This window comes from Pseudoalteromonas luteoviolacea, from assembly GCF_000814765.1.
GTDB classification, from domain to species: Bacteria; Pseudomonadota; Gammaproteobacteria; order Enterobacterales; family Alteromonadaceae; genus Pseudoalteromonas; species Pseudoalteromonas luteoviolacea_H.
Genome location: NZ_JWIC01000005.1, coordinates 659,766 through 681,284, shown reverse-complemented (window position 1 = coordinate 681,284; position 21,519 = coordinate 659,766). Strand labels below are relative to the sequence as shown.

17 protein-coding genes are annotated in these 21,519 nt (G+C 43.1%); 10 read left to right on the top strand and 7 right to left on the bottom strand.

Annotated features, from left to right (window positions below):
* Nucleotides 1-117: 117 nt before the first annotated feature.
* From JF50_RS10380 to JF50_RS10370, 3 genes are all read right to left on the bottom strand, one after another.
* Entirely contained in the window at nt 118-1,128 is a 1,011-nt protein-coding gene (locus tag JF50_RS10380; protein ID WP_039609349.1) for a CobW family GTP-binding protein, read from the bottom strand.
* Nucleotides 1,129-1,343: 215 nt separating this feature from the next.
* A complete protein-coding gene (locus JF50_RS10375) occupies nt 1,344-2,759 on the bottom strand; it encodes an alanine/glycine:cation symporter family protein (protein WP_039609348.1) in 1,416 nt (471 codons plus the stop codon).
* A gap of 145 nt (nt 2,760-2,904) precedes the next feature.
* The gene (locus tag JF50_RS10370; protein ID WP_052262234.1) at nt 2,905-3,627 is read right to left on the bottom strand and encodes a metal-dependent hydrolase; all 723 of its coding nucleotides are present in this window, start codon (nt 3,625-3,627) and stop codon (nt 2,905-2,907) included.
* Between the two features lie 277 nt (nt 3,628-3,904).
* On the opposite strand from JF50_RS10370, the gene JF50_RS10365 reads away from it, so the two are divergent.
* The 4 genes from JF50_RS10365 (at nt 3,905) to JF50_RS10350 (ending at nt 9,757) form a co-directional block, all read left to right on the top strand.
* Complete coding sequence (locus tag JF50_RS10365; protein ID WP_039609347.1) at nt 3,905-5,380, top strand: hypothetical protein; 1,476 nt, start codon at nt 3,905-3,907, stop codon at nt 5,378-5,380.
* Nucleotides 5,381-5,534: 154 nt separating this feature from the next.
* Complete coding sequence (locus JF50_RS10360) at nt 5,535-5,849, top strand: hypothetical protein (protein ID WP_039609346.1); 315 nt, start codon at nt 5,535-5,537, stop codon at nt 5,847-5,849.
* A 284-nt stretch (nt 5,850-6,133) separates the two neighbouring features.
* Nucleotides 6,134-8,923, top strand: coding sequence for a collagenase (locus JF50_RS10355; RefSeq protein WP_152614506.1), 2,790 nt, complete (start codon nt 6,134-6,136; stop codon nt 8,921-8,923).
* A gap of 78 nt (nt 8,924-9,001) precedes the next feature.
* Nucleotides 9,002-9,757: a transporter substrate-binding domain-containing protein gene (locus tag JF50_RS10350; protein WP_052262233.1), complete on the top strand. Its 756-nt coding sequence runs from the start codon at nt 9,002-9,004 to the stop codon at nt 9,755-9,757.
* Between the two features lie 30 nt (nt 9,758-9,787).
* Here JF50_RS10350 and gloA read toward each other — a convergent pair whose 3' ends face one another.
* The 4 genes from gloA to JF50_RS10330 form a co-directional block, all read right to left on the bottom strand.
* A complete protein-coding gene (gloA, locus tag JF50_RS10345; RefSeq protein ID WP_039609344.1) occupies nt 9,788-10,228 on the bottom strand; it encodes a lactoylglutathione lyase in 441 nt (146 codons plus the stop codon).
* A gap of 74 nt (nt 10,229-10,302) precedes the next feature.
* The gene (locus JF50_RS10340) at nt 10,303-12,252 is read right to left on the bottom strand and encodes a pre-peptidase C-terminal domain-containing protein (RefSeq protein WP_039609343.1); all 1,950 of its coding nucleotides are present in this window, start codon (nt 12,250-12,252) and stop codon (nt 10,303-10,305) included.
* A gap of 6 nt (nt 12,253-12,258) precedes the next feature.
* Nucleotides 12,259-12,936, bottom strand: a complete 678-nt coding sequence (locus JF50_RS10335; protein WP_039609342.1) for a DUF1566 domain-containing protein — start codon at nt 12,934-12,936, stop codon at nt 12,259-12,261.
* A complete protein-coding gene (locus tag JF50_RS10330) occupies nt 12,933-14,432 on the bottom strand; it encodes an ethylbenzene dehydrogenase-related protein (RefSeq protein WP_039609341.1) in 1,500 nt (499 codons plus the stop codon). The genes JF50_RS10335 and JF50_RS10330 overlap by 4 nt, the downstream gene beginning before the upstream one ends.
* 160 nt (nt 14,433-14,592) lie before the next feature.
* Between JF50_RS10330 and JF50_RS10325 the strand changes: the two genes are divergently transcribed.
* From JF50_RS10325 to ihfA, 6 genes are all read left to right on the top strand, one after another.
* Nucleotides 14,593-15,780 (top strand): GGDEF domain-containing protein, encoded by a 1,188-nt coding sequence (locus JF50_RS10325; RefSeq protein WP_052262232.1) that lies wholly within the window; start codon nt 14,593-14,595, stop codon nt 15,778-15,780.
* Nucleotides 15,781-15,853: 73 nt separating this feature from the next.
* Entirely contained in the window at nt 15,854-16,912 is a 1,059-nt protein-coding gene (locus JF50_RS10320; protein ID WP_039609576.1) for a DUF2066 domain-containing protein, read from the top strand.
* Nucleotides 16,912-17,616, top strand: coding sequence for a DnaA regulatory inactivator Hda (gene hda, locus JF50_RS10315; RefSeq protein WP_039609340.1), 705 nt, complete (start codon nt 16,912-16,914; stop codon nt 17,614-17,616). The genes JF50_RS10320 and hda overlap by 1 nt, the downstream gene beginning before the upstream one ends.
* 84 nt (nt 17,617-17,700) lie before the next feature.
* A complete protein-coding gene (pheS, locus tag JF50_RS10310) occupies nt 17,701-18,681 on the top strand; it encodes a phenylalanine--tRNA ligase subunit alpha (protein WP_039609339.1) in 981 nt (326 codons plus the stop codon).
* A gap of 13 nt (nt 18,682-18,694) precedes the next feature.
* A complete protein-coding gene (pheT, locus tag JF50_RS10305) occupies nt 18,695-21,082 on the top strand; it encodes a phenylalanine--tRNA ligase subunit beta (RefSeq protein WP_039609338.1) in 2,388 nt (795 codons plus the stop codon).
* 2 nt (nt 21,083-21,084) lie between these two features.
* Complete coding sequence (gene ihfA / locus JF50_RS10300; RefSeq protein ID WP_023400419.1) at nt 21,085-21,384, top strand: integration host factor subunit alpha; 300 nt, start codon at nt 21,085-21,087, stop codon at nt 21,382-21,384.
* Nucleotides 21,385-21,519 lie beyond the last annotated feature (135 nt).

The window sequence follows — 21,519 nt, the reverse complement described above, 5'->3', positions numbered from 1 at the left end:
TTTCTTTGATTCGCTTATTAAAGCTGTTTTACAGCTGATTTTTATTGGTACTTGTAACACCCTCCTTTGTTTAGAGTTTTATTGAAAATAATTTAAAAAATTATTGTCAGTAAGTGTTTATTGATGGGCTACTAAACAAGTAAGCAAAGTGGCTTCAAGATCTGGACTTAGGTTTTCACCAATGATCTCAATGCGGCTTTCAATACATTCGTCTAGTTCTACCTCTGTCGTGCCATCGGCTGTTTTGTTGTAGCCAAAAATACCATCCATGGTGATAAATACCGCCTTTAAACGCTCCGCGTCGACACTGGTGACAAATACTCTCAGCTTATCTCGGTCAAATACTTGCTCGGGGGCAAAACGCCAGCCCACACTGACAAAGCCTTCTCCTTCATTTTGAGCTTTTAGGAAGCCATCTTCAGGGAAAGGCTCTGCATTAATGTCTCTTGCTGGATCGGCATCATGGTGATGGTGGTGATGACAAGGCGGTTTGGCGTTATTGATGGTTTTGCCGCTAAGCCACTGGGGGTTGAGTTGCCCGTGTGAGCAAAACTCTAATTGCTTACTCTCAAACCCTTTTTCGGCCAAAAATAGCTCAAGCTGTGTTTTTTGAGTGTCTTGATATAAATCTAGCTTATTGCCAACAACGACATCAGCAATGGCGATTTGCTGATTAAAAGTCGCATGCTCTGTGTAGCGGGTATCAGTGAGATTTCGTGCATCGACTAGGGTAATGACTTTTTCAAGGCTAAGCAGCTGCTGGTAATATTGATTTGATAATAATTGCAGTACTTCTAAGGGGTGCCCAAGTCCTGTGGGTTCAATGAGTAAGCGATGCGGCTTAGCTTCATTGAGTAGTTGATTGAGTGCAATTTGCATTGGCAAGCCAGATGCGCAGCACATACACCCACCGGGTACTTCGCGAATATATACTTGTTCGTCTTTTTTGCCGCTGAGTAAATTACCATCAATGCCAATCTCACCAAACTCATTGACTAAGATGGCCCACCTTTCATCCTCTGGCTTTTGTGCTAACAGATGCTTAATCGCGGAAGTTTTACCTACGCCTAAAAAGCCGGTGATGATGTTGGTTGGAATCGCCGAGATTGGCTGATTATCACTTTGCATTACATACTCCAATTTTTCACACTTGTGTGACGGTTGCCGCGCATTATATTTGAAATGTTATACTATAACAATTATTGTCTTTCTAAGCATGGTGTTCACTCTATTGTTAATGGCCTCTTAATATAAGTTAGTGGATTTAATCGCTTTGAAAGGCAAGGAGAACAAAAAAAGCGGCAGATTAACTGCCGCTTTTTTAGATAAAGGTGAGTGGTAATTTACTTGCGCCAAATACCTTTAGGAAGCGTTTTTGCTATTTCAGGTCGGCTGCTTGGGTCAAACTTAGGTGTTTTACCTTCTTTAAGCTGGGCTTTGTAGTCTTTGGCAAGCCAGATCACAATACCCGACAACATGAATAACGCAGCAACGTTCACAATGGCCATCATACCCATAGAGATGTCAGCAAGTGTCCAAATCAGACCAAGCTCACCCACCGCGCCAAACATCACCATGCCTAATACGCACAGACGGAATACCATCATGGCAGTCTTGTTTTCTTGCAAGAACATTAGGTTAGTCTCAGCGTAGCTGTAGTTCGCCACAATTGATGTGAATGCGAAGAAGAAAATAGCAACGGCAATGAAGATTGCACCCCATTGACCAACGTGTTCTACAAGGGCTGCCTGTGTTAACGCAATACCGGTCACACCTGAATCAGGCACCAGCTGGTTTGACAATAAAACAAGGGCTGCAGTTGCACTACAGATCACAATGGTATCGACAAATACGCCGAGCATTTGTACATAACCTTGTGATGCCGGATGATTTGGGTTTGGTGTTGCACTGGCTGCCGCATTTGCCGCACTACCCATACCGGCTTCGTTCGAGAATAAGCCGCGTTTAATACCTTGGATCATTGCCTGCATAACGGCATAGCCTACAGCACCGCCAGCTGCTTGCTCCAAACCGAATGCGCTGTTAATCACCTGCATGAACACATCTGGTAGTAGCTCGAAGTTGCTAAAACACACGTACAGTGCAACTAACAGGTAAGCCAATGCCATGAATGGTACAACGAGCTCTGCAAAGCGTGCGATGGTTTTCAGACCACCAAAAATGATAAATGCAGAACCAATAACAAGCACAATGCCCATTACATATTTAGGTACATCAAATGCCACTTCGAATGCTGCGGCAATGGAATTTGATTGTACTGCATTGAATACTAAGCCAAAAGCAAGGATTAGACAGAGTGAGAATAAAATCCCCATCCAGCGCTTGTTCAAACCATACTGCATGTAATAAGCGGGTCCACCACGGTAGTTGCCGTCTTCGTCTTTCACTTTGTAAAGCTGAGCGAGTGCACTTTCTGCAAAGCTGGTTGCCATACCAATTAAGGCGATAAGCCACATCCAGAAGATTGCGCCTGCACCACCTAAATACAGGGCGACGGCCACACCGGCCATGTTACCTGTGCCTACACGGGCTGCAAGCGATGTACAAAATGCCTGAAATGAGGAGATACCTTCACCAGCGCCACTTCGACTGTTGGCCATGACTTTGACCATATGCGGGAATTGAGCAAATTGAATAAACCCAAGTCGGATCGTAAAGAAAACACCGGCTGCGATCAGGAGGTATATAAGAATATGTCCCCACAACAGGCCGCTGATTTGGTTAAAAAACTCAGCCATCGGATATCCTTTATTTAAGGTAACGAATAATTTTGAGCGCGTAACTTACCACAACTTGCTATCTATACGAAATTACTGCGTCGAATTCAGTTGTACAGTATTGTTTGCATGCGCGTTGCTCGCAACGGTGTGAGCTTAAAATGGGTTACCATGTCCAGCTCTGCCAAGGCAGGTTATGCATGTCTGGTAAAAAGCGCAAAGTTTGTAATTTTGTGGACCAAGCAGTGAATAGGGATGAGATATCTGTCCAGTAGGGCAGTGCAAAGTAGATACACCCAGCAGTGATTATAACTTGCGACAAGGAGGTAATTGGGTAGCGCAGTTCAATGATTTTCATTGCGGTGCCGAACGAGGCTTTAAGCTCTTTATTATCAATGTCTACGCTGTAGCACTCATCTAATATGAGATGGGTGATTGCGCCAGTAAAAATAAAAATACTGCTCAGTACTGCAATGTATAACGTGATACCCACAAGCAGAGCTGCATGCAATGTTAACATGCTAAACATCAGTACCGCAGAAATCGAGTGTAAGGTGGCTCGGTGAACTGTAAAATGTTCAAAAATAGGTTTGATGACATACATAAAACACACATACACCATGGCGCCAACTAACCAGGTTTCAATGACCGAGTCAAAGTCGTTATTGAGTAAAACAATCCCAGCGGCAAGTAGCGCAAAGATGCTAAATAGACTATTGAGTGATTTAGATTTGTCGGAATCCAGATCGGGTAACAATCCTGCGAGTGCGCCAACAATAAATAAACCGAGCGCTTGAAATCCATTAACTTCAGCCATGCTTAACAAGACAGAGCTGAATGTCGCACTGACGATGGTAGATGCTTTGAGATGAGTAGAAAAATTCGCCATGATACTTCCAAGTAGCGGAACCAGTTAATTAATATAGAGAAATTAATTTTTCTTGCTAGTCTACATGAAAAACGCGAACAGGCACATGAGTGGCATTTAAATCTTAAGGCACGTTGTATTTACTCCGCGTCAGCAAAACTAAATGCGGGCTGTAATGAGGTGTAATGTTCGTTTTGTACTTACTTGACTAGCCTAAGGCAGTTAACACGCTTTTAAGTAGTATTGACGCGCAAGTTCAAACAGAACCATCTTTGACCGATTTAGGAGTGAGTCCATTATGCACTTTCTCAACCCAATGCTGCAAAACCATCCTATGGAAAGTGCATTTATGCAAACGTGGTTAAATCGGCTTGCAGATAAATACTCTCCTTGTTTGTTTACTCAGTGTAGCAATGCCACCACTGAACTTTCCTCTGAAAACTACATTGATATTTATGATGGGCGTCACGCTGCGGCTATTTATACTGATGTTTCACAAACACTGAACAGGACAGAAGCGCTGGCCATTTATCAGGGAAAGTTACTGGAACGAGGGACATTTTCGCAGGTCTATGAAAACGCAAAAAAGCACGCTGCGATGGTGCGATGTCACCGCTTAGAACCAGATGCTGTGATAGCCCCCAGTTGTGTGAGTGTGCATAGCTACCTCGTGGAATCCGCTCTGTGTCGTCATTATGCCGATATTGGATTGTTTGGTTTGTGCGGCAGCGCAAAACGCGTGCATCAAGATTACAACTTAGCTTATGTCTTAAATACCTTAGATTATTTAAATAGTAGCCTCGATAAAGATGACTGCTTATTTTGCTTTGGTTTAGATCCGTATTTGGTGAATTGGGGCAAGCCTTTGGATAAACTGAGTGTTGAGGCGCTCGATGCATTAGCACTTGAACGACCGATTTGTATTGTTAGCAGTAATTTCTCAGTGGCTTATGTGAATACACAGCTGTTAGATAAAATCCAAAATAGTGCAATTGGGCGAACGCCCTCGTTTAATGGGTTTATTGACTCAGTGAAGACATTGGGTTTTGTGAATGCGGAGGGGATGTCATTATTACCCTGGGCATTTAGTGACAAAGAGTTATTGTGGCAATTGAGCTCACTGCCAAAGACATTTGAATATATTATCGAACAGGCTCAAAAGCAGGGGGTCAGTCATTTTGAAGTGGCCCTGCAAAGTCATTTTGTTGAGTTATTATTCGAAAAACTGGTTATACGTTTCTCAAAAGCTCAGCGCTTTTCAACTTACTACACATATCAAAGTCACATTGATGATCACGCGCGGTTAGATCATTGTGAAGTGATGAAGCTGTCGCAACTAGGTCGGCTTGATGAAAAAACCTCTGTGGGTATCGCTGTGGGCCGTTTGGCCACATGTGGTTATAAATGGGTCAATGATTATCACTATGATGAGCTCTTTGTACCTTGCAAAAGCATTCTAAGCCACGGGTGTAATCTGTGCTTACATAATGACTTTCCTCGAGAGCCAATATGCCCGTTGAGGTTGGCCGACATAGCAATGGGTCGTGATATAGAAGCCATGCCTCATAATTATTCTTGTGATGAACGTACGCTGGATTCTGGGCAGTGTATTTCACCGCAAGAGGCCCTGAAAGCCATTACCTATGGTGCTGCATACCACGCTAAAGTTGCTGGGTACAATCAATTAAACAACATCGCACATTACATGAAATTAAACCGCGACCCAATTAGCTGCAATAGACCGTGGCGCGATATCAAAGTCACGTTGCTATAAATTCAATTGATTGTGATAGGACACATTTAGATACGATTTGTATCTATTTCGTGACGGATCTTGAATCAATAAGATGCTTAAATATAGTGGTGTAATGGAGTGTAATAATTTCATATGTCACAATAAAGTTAAGTTTCAGTATTAAGGCTATGTCATGATTGCAACTATTTTTAAATCATTATTTTTTAAAGCGTTGAAAAATGAAGCGAGTAGAAAAATTGCTAAGTCGGTTGTTGAAGGTGCCGTTGATAAAGGTGTTGATTATTTCAAAGCTCGTGGACAAGTGAATATCCCCTCTCAACAGGAGGTAGAGACGCTAGGTTTGATCACTGGGTTGAATAATTTAGCAAGAAAAAACCTGCCTGACGGCGATTACCCGTTGAGACTAGAAAAACAAACTCTACTGGTTACCATGCGTAATCAAGGCGTCGTGAACATCCAATATGTAAATAAAAATATACCTCAGTAACTTTTGTTTCATGCGCCAAGCTCCTGCACATGTTTGTTTGTGATTCCAAGCTGCATCACAACACCACTATAATTAGTTGATTATATTGCTTTACCTCTTAAAAGAGCGATAGGGCAACTCCCGCCTAGACTGGAATAATTCAGTATTTTAAATACCAAGATAAAGAATTTAATCCGCTGTTTATGAAATAATATTATATAAAATATATTGTATACAATATTGCGTTTGTGTTAAAAAAGTGTTCCCGCTAACGGGTTTGGATACACATATAAAAAGGTAATATTATGAAAATACAATCACTTGCTATGGCACTGCCCATAGTGGTATGTAGTTTACAATCCTTCGCTCATCAATCAACTGAGCGAACATTTAGACCTCTAGTTACATCACAACTGCAGCACTTCAGCCATGGTGATGAGCATACCCAGCATCAGCTTGATAATTCTCCTACGGCACAAAGTCATGTGTCGCAGCATGAGCACAGCCTTATTAACTCGGCTTTTATGACAACACGTACTTTGGACGCCACTTTGCAATGCGATATGACTGCATTAGCGCAGGCGAGCTCCCACACGATTGCAGATCTGGTAATTCAACAAGGCGCCAGTTGTGTGAATGAGTTATTTAGTGCGGCGAGTCAAATTCAAACGTCCGTATTTACCACAGAAAAAATGCGTGCAGCGGCACAGCGTGCCAAGTCGTTGTCAACGAGTTATGACGGCAGTGGCAGTGCATCTTTAGAGTCCTTATTCTTGTTTATTCGTGCCGGTTACTATGTAGAGTTTTACAATGACTCGGTGAGTTTCGGTGCCCAATTAAAACCTGATGTACGTGCTGCCATCGATGAGTTTGTGAAAAGCCCGCATTTTTATAACAACTCTGATGCACATGGTAAGGTGTTGAAAGAGGTCATTACTGCAATGGACTCCTCCGAAATGCAGGATGTTTATTTACCGGTTGTAAAATCATGGTTGTTGAAGTGGGAACAATCATATGCAGACAAATGGTATATGCGCAGTGCCGTTAATGGGGTATTCACCATATTGTATCGAGGCCAATGGAATACTGAATTTGTCGCAAAAGTACAATCAGACACGGAGTTAGTGAATATCTTAGCTAACTTTACCAAGCAAAATTGGATGATTGGTTCAGATTCAGAGTTTCTCATCATCAATTCAGCCAGTGAACTGGCCAGATTAAAAACTTACAAGAATGCACCTATCCAGCCATTGGTAGATACCGCCCTAAAGGATTTATTTGGCCGCTTTGAAAGCTTTGGGTATGGGGATGGTATTTGGCTTGCTGCGGCAGATGTTGCGACCTATTATGCTGATTGTGATACCTTCGGCATTTGTAATTTTGAAGACGTATTGACGCAAAAGGCGTTATCTCAAACTTACCAATGTAGCGCGACGATTCGGATCCGATCACAAAATATGACGTTACAGCAGCATGAATCAGCATGCCAAACGATGGCGCTGGAAGAGTCCCGTTTTCATCAAATGTTAGCGACTAATCAAACCCCTGTCGCTGATGATAACAACACGATGCTGCAAGTGAATATTTTTGATAGCAGTGGTGATTACAGTAAGTACGCTAAGGCGATCTTTAAGATTGATACCAATAATGGCGGTATGTACTTAGAGGGTGATCCAAGTAAAGTAGGCAATCAGGCAAATTTTGTTGCCTATGAGGCCAGCTATGCCAAAGCGGATCATTTCGTTTGGAATCTAGAGCACGAATATGTGCATTACTTAGATGGTCGATTTGACTTATATGGCGACTTTAATGCGCCGACTGAAGCGATTGTTTGGTGGAGTGAAGGAGTTGCTGAATACGTAGCCAATCTCAATGACAACCAAGCAGCCATCGATACGATAAAAGATGGCAGTACTTATCAGCTCAATGAAATATTTGCCACGACTTATGCTGGGTTTGATCAAGATAGAATTTATCGGTGGGGTTATTTGGCGGTACGTTTTATGTTTGAACGTCATTTTGAAGAACTTAAAGTGATGCTCTCACAAACTAGACAAGGTAATTGGTCTGGCTATAAAACAACGGTTGATGATTGGGCTCAGCGTTATGACGAAGAGTTTACTCAATGGACATTAGCACTTGCAGGCAGTGACGACAATAGCGCACCTGTGGCATCTATCAACGGGCCTTACATGGGCACGATTGGTAATGAGATCCGGTTTAGCAGCCAAGGGAGTTCAGATCCTGAAGGGCAAGCTCTGACTTATTTGTGGCAATTTGGTGACGGTGCACAAAGCACCAGTGCAAACCCAAGGCATATATATAGCGCACCGGGAACCTATACTGTTTCACTCACAGTGAGTGATCCGCAAGGTGCACAAGCAAGTGCATCGACTTCAGTGGCGGTATCAGAAAATACAAATGAGGTGGGGGTTCTGCTCAAAGGGCAACCTGTCACAATGGCCGCAGAACAAGATGCATTTAAGTATTTTAAACTCTCGTTACCGGCTGGCGCCACTGACTTATCAATAGTGACTTCGAGCGGCACTGGCGATGCTGATCTTTATGTTCAACACGGCCAGTTACCTACCCTTGATAGTTATGATTGTCGCCCGTATGTCAGCGGCAATGCTGAGCGATGTGATATTGCTCTGCCTGCAGGTGGAGACTATTTCATCATGCTACGCGGTTATAACCGCTTTGATAATGTCACATTAGTGGCTGACTACACGCCTCCTGTATCTACGTTACCTGATCAATGCAAAATACAAGGTGGTTTATCTGGTGGAAGAGTGATCGCAGGGACACCTGTTTGCTTAACGAGCCAAACACCGATGTGGTTTAGTCTTGAAGATGTCGAAGGGCAGGGTAGCATCAGTATTCAGACAGCGCATGGTAGCGGTGATTTAACCTTAGAGTATAGCAATCAAGGCTGGCCAAATGACGCTAATACCGAGGCGAGGTCGGCTAACGAAGGCAACGGTGAGTGCATTAATCTTACAGGGCAAAGCCAATATTGGGGGTATCTCAAGGTGTCGGGTAACCATCAAGGGGCAACGTTATTGGTTAGGTACAATGAGGGCTATTGCCAATAACTTTATTGTATAAAACTTGATGACTGAACGGTGACAGGATAAATTAAAAATAGAGCCGTTTAGTCATTGTTAGGGTTTATGTTGTTAAAGTTATTTGTATTGGGTGTTTTTGCTTTATTATCACTGAGTGTAAAGAGTGCTCAGATAGAGCGCCTTAGTTTGTATACTTACCACAACAAACCGCCATACATAGAAAGTTTGGCGGACAAAAAAGGCTTGTATTTTGATATTGTGAACTTGCTTAATGAGTTCCAGCCAAACCTGCAATATAAGTTGGTTTTTATGAGCAAAGAGCAGATCCGCCAACGGCTTGAACGCGATACTTTAGCGGGGGTCGTATTAGGGGTTAACCCCCAATGGTTTGGTGATATTGAACAGCAAAGGTTTATTTGGAGTGACCCGCTGTTTTACGACACGGATGAATTTGTATCGAGCATTAAAAAACCGTTTGAATACCTAAGTCAAGCATCATTGCATGGGAAAAAATATGGCGGAGTTGAGGGATATTTTTATCCTAAGTTGGCAGAAGCTGAGCGCAGAGAGAAGCTAACAAGAGTAGATGCAAGCAGTGAAAAGGAATTACTTGAATTGATTTTGCAGCAACAACTGGATTTTGCGGTGGTTAGCAGGCCAACTTTTTTTTACTTTGCTAAGAAAAATGGCTGGTGGACAAGTTTATCTTTATCGCATCAAGCCCATCAGAAATACTACAGGGCTATTCTGGTACCAAAATCAAATAAAGCGCAGTTTACCCCTTTACTCAATACAACCAACTCTTTGGGGTTCAAAAAGTATATGAAGGAGCTGGTGAGCTCATACCATATATCAGAATAAAGCGGAGCGACTCCGCTTTTTCTTAATGTTTTACCATGTGCCTGTATTTGGCATTGATAGCCACGGTTCTTGCGGCTCTAACGGCTGATTTTTTTGCAGTAGTTCAATAGAAATGCCATCAGGAGACTTGATGAATGCCATATGCCCGCATCGAGGAGGTCGGTTAATGGTGACGCCAGCCTGCTGAATTTTGTCGCACAGCGCATAAATATCATCAACGGCGAATGCTAAATGGCCAAAGTTTCTACCCCCGGTGTACTCTTCACTATCCCAGTTATAGGTTAGCTCAATTGTTGGTGAAAACGTTTCTTGTGCTTGCTCAAGCTGACCTGGAGCGGCTAAAAAAATTAAAGTAAAGCGACCTTTTTCGCTTTCTTTGCGCTTAATTTCAACCAATCCTAATAGGTCACAATAAAATTTAAGTGATGCGTCTAAATCTTTTACGCGCACCATGGTATGTAAGAAGTTCATAACTTGCCCCTTGTGATTATGCCCCACATGATAGGGGCAAACTTAGACTTCGCAAGGGGCAATTTACATATAGATTAATATTCGGCGCTTAACGTGACGCCACTATATGTTTCATATGCTCTCACACCTAGGTGCCATGTACCTGCCGTAGGATTAGTTATGGTGCAGGTTTCGGCATTCCCATTTTCGTAGGGGCGGCAATCATAGCTTGAAGTGGTCGGTTGGCTACCTACGCGGATATAAAGATCTGCATCGCCTGTACCTCCGCTAATTTTAACCGTTAGCTTACTTGTACCTGCTGGGACATCGAATGTTTTGTGAGTCCAGTTTGACTTATTCGCTGAAAGCCCCGTCCACTGCTGTTTATTGCCAGGGGTGGTTGCCGAGCTGAAAGAGCCAACCAACGACACGCCGCTAAAGGCAGCATAACCGTTTAGCATCACATAATACGTGCCCGCTTGCACATTTGAGATAGTACAAGACTCATTATTACCATCTTTGTATGGGCGACAGTCATAGCTTGAAGTTGTTGGTTCTGTCCCAAATTTAACGTACATGTCGACATCTCCAGTGCCGCCACTTGTCGTAAACGATAGCTGGTTGGCATTGGCTGGCACGTCCATGGTGAAAACGGTTTTACTGCCTTTTGCGCCCGTTAACCCTGTTGCAGGTACGTCGTTTTCAAGTACATTAGGGTTCGGCAGATCGGGCGTATCAATAATTGAACGGCCAGAGGTGCTTTGGACCAGAGGTAGAATATCGCCCAAGCCACTTGCGTACCACCAGTTTACATTACCAGGTAATGCTAATGGATCTGCCGCGCGCTGCTCACGGGATAACGTATTGGTAGAAGAAGAAAACTGAGCTGTTCTCACTTCAAGTTTGTTCGGTGTTACAGACAGCACTTTGAACTGCTGAATGCTCGCCAAGTCAATGGTCCAAGACTTAGGATCGTTTGCTGAACGTGCTGGTGCTCCCCAGCTTCCTTCACCAACATACACAGTGCCGCCAGTGGTCGTTTTGACAAAATTACTGCCTGATGGTTTAAGTGCTTCTGTGATTTTATTGATGTGAGTGTCCGATTCAACAACTAAGTTCATCGCGTGATCATAAAAGTTATTGGCCCACCAAGTATGCAAGATGGTGTTATCAGATTTGCCAGAATAGTGCGGGTACATGGGTTTATGATACTGAGCTACGCGCCATTTAGCACTGCTACCTTGACTATGTAGGTCTTGCTTTAACCAGTTATTCATAGCAGTCGCGTAGCTTGACCAACCGCTGTTTTTATATTGACTATTGAGCGTATAAACTCGAAGCAAATTAGATACATTGAAAGCGCCGTAAGTATCAGCACTAGTACATTGACCGTCACTGTTATAGTCAACTCCAAACACTTGGCATAAGGTCTTGTAGTTATCATCTTCATGATTACCATGTGTGGCAACAAACGGGTATACACGTTTATAGTTTTGTCCGCCAATCAAATCACTGGAAAAGGTAAGTTGCCAATCTTTGAGGTATTCCTTCATTTCCGACGCCGAGTTGGCATTGGTATAATCCCCACCGTGCATGATAAATAGCGGTCTGATTTTTGCGACCATTTGATTGCCTGAACGACGTGTGGTCCAGCCTGTTCGGGTATCTCCGCCAGCGATGGCAACAAAGCCAGTCGTTGTTGATGTTGGCGCAGTTTTAAACCATAAATGTTGACCACATCCCGTGCTATCACACACACGATAGTAAATAGCGGAATCAGCAGGCAGACCAGTCAGCTTCACGAATTGGCTGCTTAAACTACCTGCAAAAGTATGACTGGCAGTGACCGTTTTGCTGGTCCAGCTAGACTCATCAGTACTAGTCCCGTATTTCACCACGTGATTTGATCCGCTGGTTGGTGTAAAACCAATGGTTGCTTGGCTACTTGGGTTACCATCCCAAACGATTCGATGGTAATCACTGCCTGCATAGCAACTACCTGCCATGAGCAACGTTGAAGCGAGGCCAAAATGGAGCGCTCTCATAAGTTATTATTCCTGTTTCTGTTGTGTAATTAGTTCGCGACGACTTAGCTGCGGTGAAGTATTTGCTGCTGGTAGATCGGCGACCAGCATCACAAATGCGGCATTTCGGTAAGGCAGCGTGTAACTTTTACCAAAATGGAAATTAATTGCGGTTGCGCCATCGCCACCTTGACGGTATTGCTTAGATAACGGTTGGCTGTGATCCGCGCTCCAGTAATCTCCTTTTTTTATATGCACAAAAAAGTCATTGGCGATATAGGGGTAAGCAGGAGAGGCGGGGTCTTGAATTAAGCTACTTAGCTCTTGCGCGCTTGGTAAACGCCATTGAGTGAGACCACACAAAGCCTGTTCGTTGGTACGGCGTATTAAGTCCTGAGTATCACAGCGGTTGGGTTCAAAATAACAATCTCCGAAGTTCTCTTTCCCTTGCGCACCGTTAAACCAAGAATATGTCCAATAACCATCATGAATGGTTTCGTTATCTGTTTTTACTTCCCAAAGTAGTTGATTTTGAGTGTCATGCACGCAAGCCCATGGGCCTTGCCATGGTGACAGTGTCTTGCCGTCTTGGGTTATTTTTGTAAATCGTGGATGTTGGCTTAACTTAGGTTGTGCTGGAGGCACTAAGCAAATACCGATAAATACTGCAATGATAAATGCAGAGATTAAAAGCCGTTGGATCATAGTGCATACCTCAATTTTATCGCTTTTATATGCCTTGTGTGCGCAATCTGTGCATGGTCAAACGCCGACACCCACATACAGGTTCCGGTTTGCAAGGGGATGTCATATTTAGATTGGGTGTTGTGCTTGCGCACTAACTCTAGCGTCCAGCGTCCGTCGTGCCACTCACCTCTTGCTCTGACATCCGCTCTGTCTCCTTCAAATCGATTAGAACGATACAAAACCGAAGGCAAAAGAGTCCCAATAGGGTAGGTATCTTGTTGGTGCTGATAAGGCTTTGAGCCAAACCATGGCAAAACAGCTTGATGGGATTGTGGATCCATGGGCAAGCGTTTTGGCGATACCCCTTGACTGCTATACCATTGCCAGTTCATCACATATGCACCACTTTCTTTTCCATCGGCTTGGTAACCTGCTGAGTATCGACGTTTTCCTTTGAGATGTTCACTGGGCGGTCCAATAAAGTTATCATCGGCGAGGTACATATCATTGGTTCTTACGGCTTTCCAATGCCATAAATCTCTGACTTTGCCATCTAAGCTGGCGTGGTATCCCTTACCGTGCCAATTCTTCGGTTTATTCTTAATTGGTTTGCTGCCAGAGTGATAGGTGTTGTCCCCAGCAATTTCGCACCCATCGGAAAGCATGACGGCAAATTTATCTTCATAAAAGGTGCGTTCATCAAAGCGATAAAAGCCGTTCTCTTGTACTTGCCAACCATTGTCCGTTTTGAGCAGTGGCAAATGGTTGGTACTCTTTGATTTGTCTTGCCATGAGATGAGGAAGTAGGTTTCATATTGATTCGCTAGTGCTTTGATGGAAACTTCGGTGCTGCCATTGTCAAAGTTTGCGCCGCCAATGGTTGTGACTGTATACGTGGGGGCAGATTGCCACTGGGCTTCTGTGGCTTTACCATCAATTTCAATAAATACGGTATCAGCCATTGTTTGTACTTCAAGCTGGTGGCTTGTGTTTACGGTGAATGTATGAATAAACAGACCCAATATGACCAAGCATAGTGTGATGGCACCGTGCATAAGCTTGAGACGTTTTGGCAATATTGCGCCAAACACACCGCGTCCTTTTTGCAAGATATAAATCCAAGCGTGAAGCACGAAATAGCTGACCATTAACCACATTGCGACTTGGTGAATACTCCGCGCATAATGGCTATGAAAGTTTGCCCAAACCGCCCATCCAGATAACACGATAAGGCAAATGCTGATGTATCCTAAGTAATTAATTATTTTATGATAAATGGATGGGTAACTACGAAAAGGGGCACGTAAAGAGTAACCTGTGTATGCGATGACGAGCAGCGTTAACCCCACTGCAAATCCAAGGTGCCATGTATGTATTGCACCTTGTGGGAGCAATACAGATATCGCTGCCAGCCAGTCTTGACTAACAAGTGAAATTCTAAAGCCTGTTAACATACTGCCGATAATCGTTACAATGGCAAGTATATGTAAGACAATAAAAGTTTGTCTTTCCATAAAGGTTTTCATAATAATTATTATTTTTGTAAATATAGTGTAAATTACAATATTTACATAAATATGTCATTTTTCAAATACTGCAAAAGGTTATAGTTTTGTCTAAACTTTAAGCAGTTGAGCTTAGATAACAGCGTTAATAGTTACAGAGGGATACGCAATGGAAAAAATAGCTGTAGAGGCGGTAGACAGCGGCTATGTGATTGATAGCATGACGGATATAGTAGCGTGTTTGAATACATCAGATTCAATTCAACGCTTTTTACTGGATATTCATTGTATATTACAAAAAGTAACTTATGCAGATAATTTTTATGTGGTCTTATATCAAGAAAATGGAAATTTATCTTTCCCGTATTTTCATGATGTTAAGGACGATATTGAGGCGGAGGAGTTAGACAATTTATCTTTAGATGATATCTCGCACTCACTGACAGCTTTTGCCCTTAAATCACATAAAGTGTGTAATTTCAATCAGCATGATATCGAACAGTTAATTGAGAAGGGCGAAGTAAATATTTTGGGCTCAGTACCCATGCAGTGGCTATGTTTCCCATTGGTTAATCGTAGCCAGCACTTGGGTGCGTTCATTATTCAATCATATCGAAAAGAAAACGAATACTCAGGCATGATTGTTGATGTCTTGTATACCATCAGCCATGTCATCTCATCAGCGCTGGATGCATTTAATAATCAACAAGCCTTAATTGAAGCAAATAAATCGTTGCAAAGCTACCAGACAGAGCTGGAACACAAAGTACAAGAACGGACGTCTGAACTCAAAGAAAGCTTAACGAAGCTTGAGCATGAAATAGAGGTACGAGAGTCACTTCAGCAACAGCTTGAGCATGATTCTCTGCATGATAGCTTGACCGGGCTTGCCAATCGAAAATACTTATTTAAGGAGCTAGAGCGATTATCTGCGCGCTCGCAACGCGGAGATATCCTCGTTTATGTGCTGTATCTTGATCTCGATGATTTTAAGCCCATCAATGACAATCACGGTCACCAAAGTGGAGACTTAGTGCTTAAAACGGTGAGTGAACGACTCAATCAAACTCTAAGAAGCTATGACTTTGTATGTCGCTTGGGTGGGGATGAATTTGTCGTGATGTTAACTGAAAAAATAGACAAGCAATCATTAAGTCAGTTGGCTGAGCGTATGCTGAAGTCTTTGTCATCGCCGATCACGTTAGAATCTGGGGTAGAGGTGCAATGTGGTTGTAGCATTGGTATTGCTTCTGTGATTAACCAATCTTTTGACGCACAAGCTTTGATCCATGATGCGGATCTGGCATTGTATGAGGCGAAAGGAAAAGGAAAAAATCAAATTTATTTTGCCAAGTAAATGTATCGCCATTGCTTTACCAGCGTGTATGATTGCATTAGGATCAAACTTTATTTTTATTAAATGGTTGCGAATGGCACAAAAACTCTTCTTTATCTGTCTATTTTGGATGTGCAGCTCCGCGTTTGCGATAGAAGTGACGGATCTATACGAGGCAACGCTTGTGGTTGATGACAAAACGCGTGCCACGCGAGCCAAAGCCAGTCAAGATGCGTTGGATCAGGTGATCAAGAAGCTCACAGGGAAAGCTGGGCATAGTGATCATCCATTGATCAAAAAAAGTAAAAGACGTATATCAGACTATATGCTTAAGTACGAATATATTGAGCATGCCAACCAAGAGCTAAAGATACGAGTGCGCTTTGAAGCTGAGAAAGTTGAAAACTTGGTGAGAGAGAGCGGTTTTGGGCTTTGGGGTAACCGACGCCCTCTGATTGCTATTTGGTTAGTGATTGAAGATAACTTGAGGCGCGATTTTGTGACTCAAGAGAGTTACCCTCAGTTAGAGCGATTAATTTACGATACGGCTGCGGAGTGGGGGATCCCCGTTGTTGTGCCATTGATGGATTTAATTGATCGTTCGCAGGTCGGCATTGCTGAAGTATGGGGGAATTTCTCCGAGCCTGTGGAGGCCGCATCGGCCCGTTATAATGCTGAGCGAGTGATCACAGGGCGTCTATTCAAGCAACCTAACTCCAGCAGTTGGCAACTGGATTGGCGTTACACGGATGCGGAGATGTTCGAGTCAGTGCAACTTGTGGGTGACAAGCAGCAGTTATTGATTTCTATGATCAATGATATGTCGGCAGCGCTTGCCAGTGAATATATTATTGACCCGACCAAATCTTATGCCACGAATAGTACCGTGATCACGGTCGACGGGCTAAGAACATTTGATAAAATTGAACGTGCAAAAAGAGAGTTGTTGACCATCAGTACAGTGAATAGCGTTGATGTTATTTATCGAAGTAAACAGCAAGTTCAATTTGAAGTAGAGCATTTATCTTCTGTGTCAGATTTACAAAAATCACTGAAATTGGAACAGTCTTTCGAGGTCTACGTGGATCCGCGGGCTTTTCATCAGGTTGTCAGTTCTGAAAACTTAAGGTATAGCTGGGTAGGGCAGCAATAATGTTAGATCCGATGCAGTTGGCTTTACCAGTAACTTTGCCAGATGACGAGACGTTCACGTCTTACTTTGGCGGTGAAAAATCACTTGAAGTGACGCACTTAAAAAAAGCGTTAAGTGATATCCAGTCCGATTTTCAATTTACTTATTTATGTGGCTTGGCAGACTCCGGTAAGTCTCACTTGTTGTATGCAACGTGTATTCATGCGCAAGAACTCGGCCTATCAACGATTTTACTCTCACTTCGTGAAGTGATTAAGTTCGGCCCAGATGTGTTAGAGGGGCTGGATGCACTGGACGTAGTGTGCATTGATGATGTGCATTTAGTTGCTGGCAATGACGCAATGGAAAAAGCACTTTTTAACTTTTTTAATCGCTTTAACGAAGCAGGTAAGTGTTTAGTGATGACCGCTGATCTCTTACCTAACATGCTCAATATCGAGCTGCCCGACTTAGAGTCACGTTTAGCATGGGGCACGACTTTTCAAATTCGCTCAATGAGTGATGATGACAAAGCTGAAGCATTGGTGAAACGTGCGCACATGCGTGGACTCGAATTAAGTGATGAATGTGCCCGATTTTTACTCACTCGATTGAGCCGAGATATGCGGGCATTATTGGATGTTTTGGATAAGTTAGACCACGCATCCATGGCTGCACAGCGAAAACTTACCATTCCTTTTATAAAAGCAACGTTAAAGCTGTGAATTTGGGCTAGAATCTAGCCCCATCTTTCAGTTATCATAACTGATTCAGAAAAGGCAAATTACCTCAACCAGATCAGGTATAGAATGAACTTAGAGAATATTTTAGCGCAAGCGCTTGAAGCCGTTTCAAGTGCCAGTGAGATTGCGCAACTTGAGGAAGTCAGAGTTAACTACCTTGGTAAAAAAGGTGAGATTACTGGGCTATTAAAAACCCTAGGCAAGCTAGCGCCAGAAGAGCGTAAAGAAGCAGGCCAGGTAATCAACCAGGCAAAAAACCAGGTACAAACTGCAATTAACGAAAAACGTGAAGCACTTGCAAATGCTGCATTAGAGCAAAAACTAGCAGCAGAAACAATTGATGTGACTTTACCGGGACGTACAGCACCAACAGGTGGCTTACACCCTGTAACGCGTACTATTGAGCGTATTGAATCATTTTTTGGTGAGCTCGGGTTTGCAGTAAAATCAGGTCCTGAAATTGAGGATGATTTTCATAACTTTGATGCTTTGAATATTCCTGAGCATCACCCTGCGCGTGCTGACCACGATACGTTCTACTTTAATCCAAAGCTTGTTTTACGTACTCAAACAAGTGGCGTACAGATCCGCACGATGGAAGCTGAGCAGCCTCCTCTTCGCATTATCTCTCCTGGACGCGTTTACCGTAACGATTACGACCAAACACACACTCCGATGTTCCATCAGGTTGAAGGTCTAATGGTTGATGAGAATGTTAGCTTCACTGAGCTCAAAGGTATTTTGCACGATTTCCTACGTAATTTCTTTGAAGAAGACATGGAAATTCGTTTCCGACCTTCATACTTCCCGTTCACTGAGCCATCTGCTGAAGTCGATGTAAAAGGCAAAAACGGCAAATGGTTAGAAGTATTGGGTTGTGGCATGGTGCACCCAAATGTTTTACGTTCAGTCGGAATTGACCCTGAAAAATACACTGGTTTTGCCTTCGGTATGGGTGTAGAGCGCTTGACGATGTTACGTTACGGCGTGAACGACTTACGTGCATTCTTCGAAAACGATTTAAAATTCCTAAACCAATTCAGATAAGAGCGAACCAAAAATGAAATTTAGTGAAAAGTGGCTAAGAGAGTGGGTAAATCCTGCGATTGATACGGATGCTCTTTCTGAACAGCTTTCTATGGCAGGTTTAGAAGTAGATGGTGTAGATCCGGTTGCTGGTGATTTTGATGGTGTGGTCATTGGTGAAGTTGTTGAGTGCGGCCAGCACCCAGATGCTGACAAGCTTCGCGTGACAAAAGTAAACGTTGGTGAAGAAGAATTACTCGACATCGTATGTGGCGCGGCAAACTGCCGTGCAGGCCTAAAGGTTGCGGTTGCTAAAGTTGGCGCTGTTTTACCTGGTGGCTTTAAAATTAAAAAAGCAAAACTACGTGGTCAGCCTTCTCACGGCATGCTATGTGCGTTTGAAGAGCTTGGTATGGCGGAAAGTTCTGACGGTATTTTAGAATTACCAGCAGATGCAACAATTGGTCAGAACATTCGTGAATATTTCCAATTAGACGATGTTACTATCGATGTTGACTTAACAGCTAACCGCAGTGACTGTCTAGGCATTAAAGGCCTTGCACGTGAAGTGGGTGTATTAAACGCTCTAGATGTAACTGAAGTTGCTATCGATACAGTTGAGCCAACCATTGATGACAAGATTGACATTGAGCTAGTAGATAGCGACGCGTGTCCTCGTTATTTAGGCCGAGTTATCAAGGGCATTAACCTTGATGCTGAGTCGCCACTGTGGATGGTCGAAAAACTGCGCCGCTCAGGTATTCGCTCAATCGATCCTGTTGTCGACGTAACTAACTATGTATTACTTGAGCTAGGTCATCCGATGCACGCATTTGACCTCGCTGCTATCTCAGGTGGCATCAAAGTACGTAAAGCACAGCAAGATGAAGAGTTAGTATTGCTAGATGGCAATACCGCTAAGCTTAATACATCAACACTACTGATTGCTGACCACGAAAAAGCATTGGCAATGGCGGGTATTTTTGGTGGTGAAGCATCTGGTGTTAAAGAAGGTACTCAAGATATCTTACTTGAAAGTGCATTCTTCAACCCTCTCGCGATTGCCGGTCAAGCGCGTAGCTATGGCTTGCATACTGATGCATCTCACCGTTACGAGCGCGGTGTAGACCATAAGCTTCAGCGTGATGCTATGGAGCGTGCGACTGCATTATTACTTGAAATTGTGGGTGGTGAAGCGGGTCCAGTTGTTGAAGCTGTTTCTGAAGCAGATTTACCTGCGGCTAAATCAGTAACACTTCGTCGTGAGCGTTTAGACCGTGTGATCGGTTATCACATTGAAGATGCTAAAGTGACAGATATTTTGACTCGTCTTGGTCTAGAGGTATCGGTTGATGCGGGTCAGTGGCAGGCACAAGTGCCAAGCTACCGCTTTGATATCAGCATTGAAGAAGATCTTATCGAAGAAGTTGCGCGTGTCTTCGGCTACAACAACATTCCAAATGTTGCACCGACTGCCGCATTAAAAATGACAGATCACCAAGAAGCGTCTGTACCTGTTTCTCGCTTCCGCAATGAGCTAGTTGCACGAGGCTACCAAGAAGCGATCACTTACAGCTTCGTAGACCCTAAAAAGCAGGCGCTACTGCACCCACAAAGCGATGCGCTAGTGTTGCCTCACCCGATTTCGGTTGAAATGTCTGCAATGCGTGTGAGTTTGATGCCGGGTCTTGTGAACGCTTTGGTATACAACCAGAATCGTCAACAATCACGTATTCGCTTCTTTGAGCATGGATTAAAGTTCATCAAAGATGAGAATGCAGAAAACGGTGTTCGTCAAAGTGCTGTGATTGGCGGTATTGTATATGGCAATACGCATAATGAGCATTGGGGAATTGAAACTCGTAAGGCTGATTTCTTTGATATTAAAGGTGATGTTGAAGCTTTACTTGCAGTTTGCAACGACCCTGCTAGATTTAGCTTTAAAGCAGAAGCGAGTGATGGTTTACATCCAGGTCAATCAGCGGCAATTTATGCTGATGGCGTTAAAGTTGGATTTATCGGTGCGATTCATCCTCAATTACAAAAATCGTTAGAATTGAACGACACAGCGTTTGTATTTGAGGTAGAAGTGGATGCAATTTCACAAAGAAAGCTACCAGAAGCCGTTAATATCTCAAAATTTCCATCAAATCGCAGAGATATTGCTATTTTAGTTGCAGATGATGTAAAAATAGGCGATATTTTAGAAAGCATTGAGAAAGTTGGCGGAAATCAATTAGTTGACCTAAACTTATTCGATGTGTATAAGGGCAAAGGTATTGAACCCGATTATAAGAGTTTAGCCATTGCCCTAACCCTACAAAACGTTGATAAAACGCTCGAAGAGAAAGATATCAACGAAGTAGTAGACAGAGTCGTGGCCGAATTGGCCAAACAATTTAATGCATCGTTGAGGGACTAGATATGGCGCTTACTAAAGCCGACATAGCTGAACACCTATTTGAAAAACTGGGGATAAATAAAAAGGATGCCAAAGACTTAGTTGAAGCGTTTTTTGAAGAAATCCGCTCAGCGCTTGAAAACGGAGAGCAGGTTAAGCTTTCTGGCTTTGGCAACTTTGACCTACGTGATAAAAAACAACGTCCAGGTCGAAACCCAAAAACTGGAGAAGATATACCTATTTCTGCAAGGCGCGTTGTAACTTTTCGACCAGGTCAGAAGTTAAAAACTCGTGTTGAAGTAGGCACAAGCAAAAACCTGTAAGCTGAATTATTGGCACTTTGCCAGAATGATTTTACAGCTTTCCCTCAAAGGGTTTACTCGCAAGAGTAAACCCTTTGTCATATATCGGTCATATTTACGCATTAGACTTTGCTAACTCATTTTATCTTGGAAATT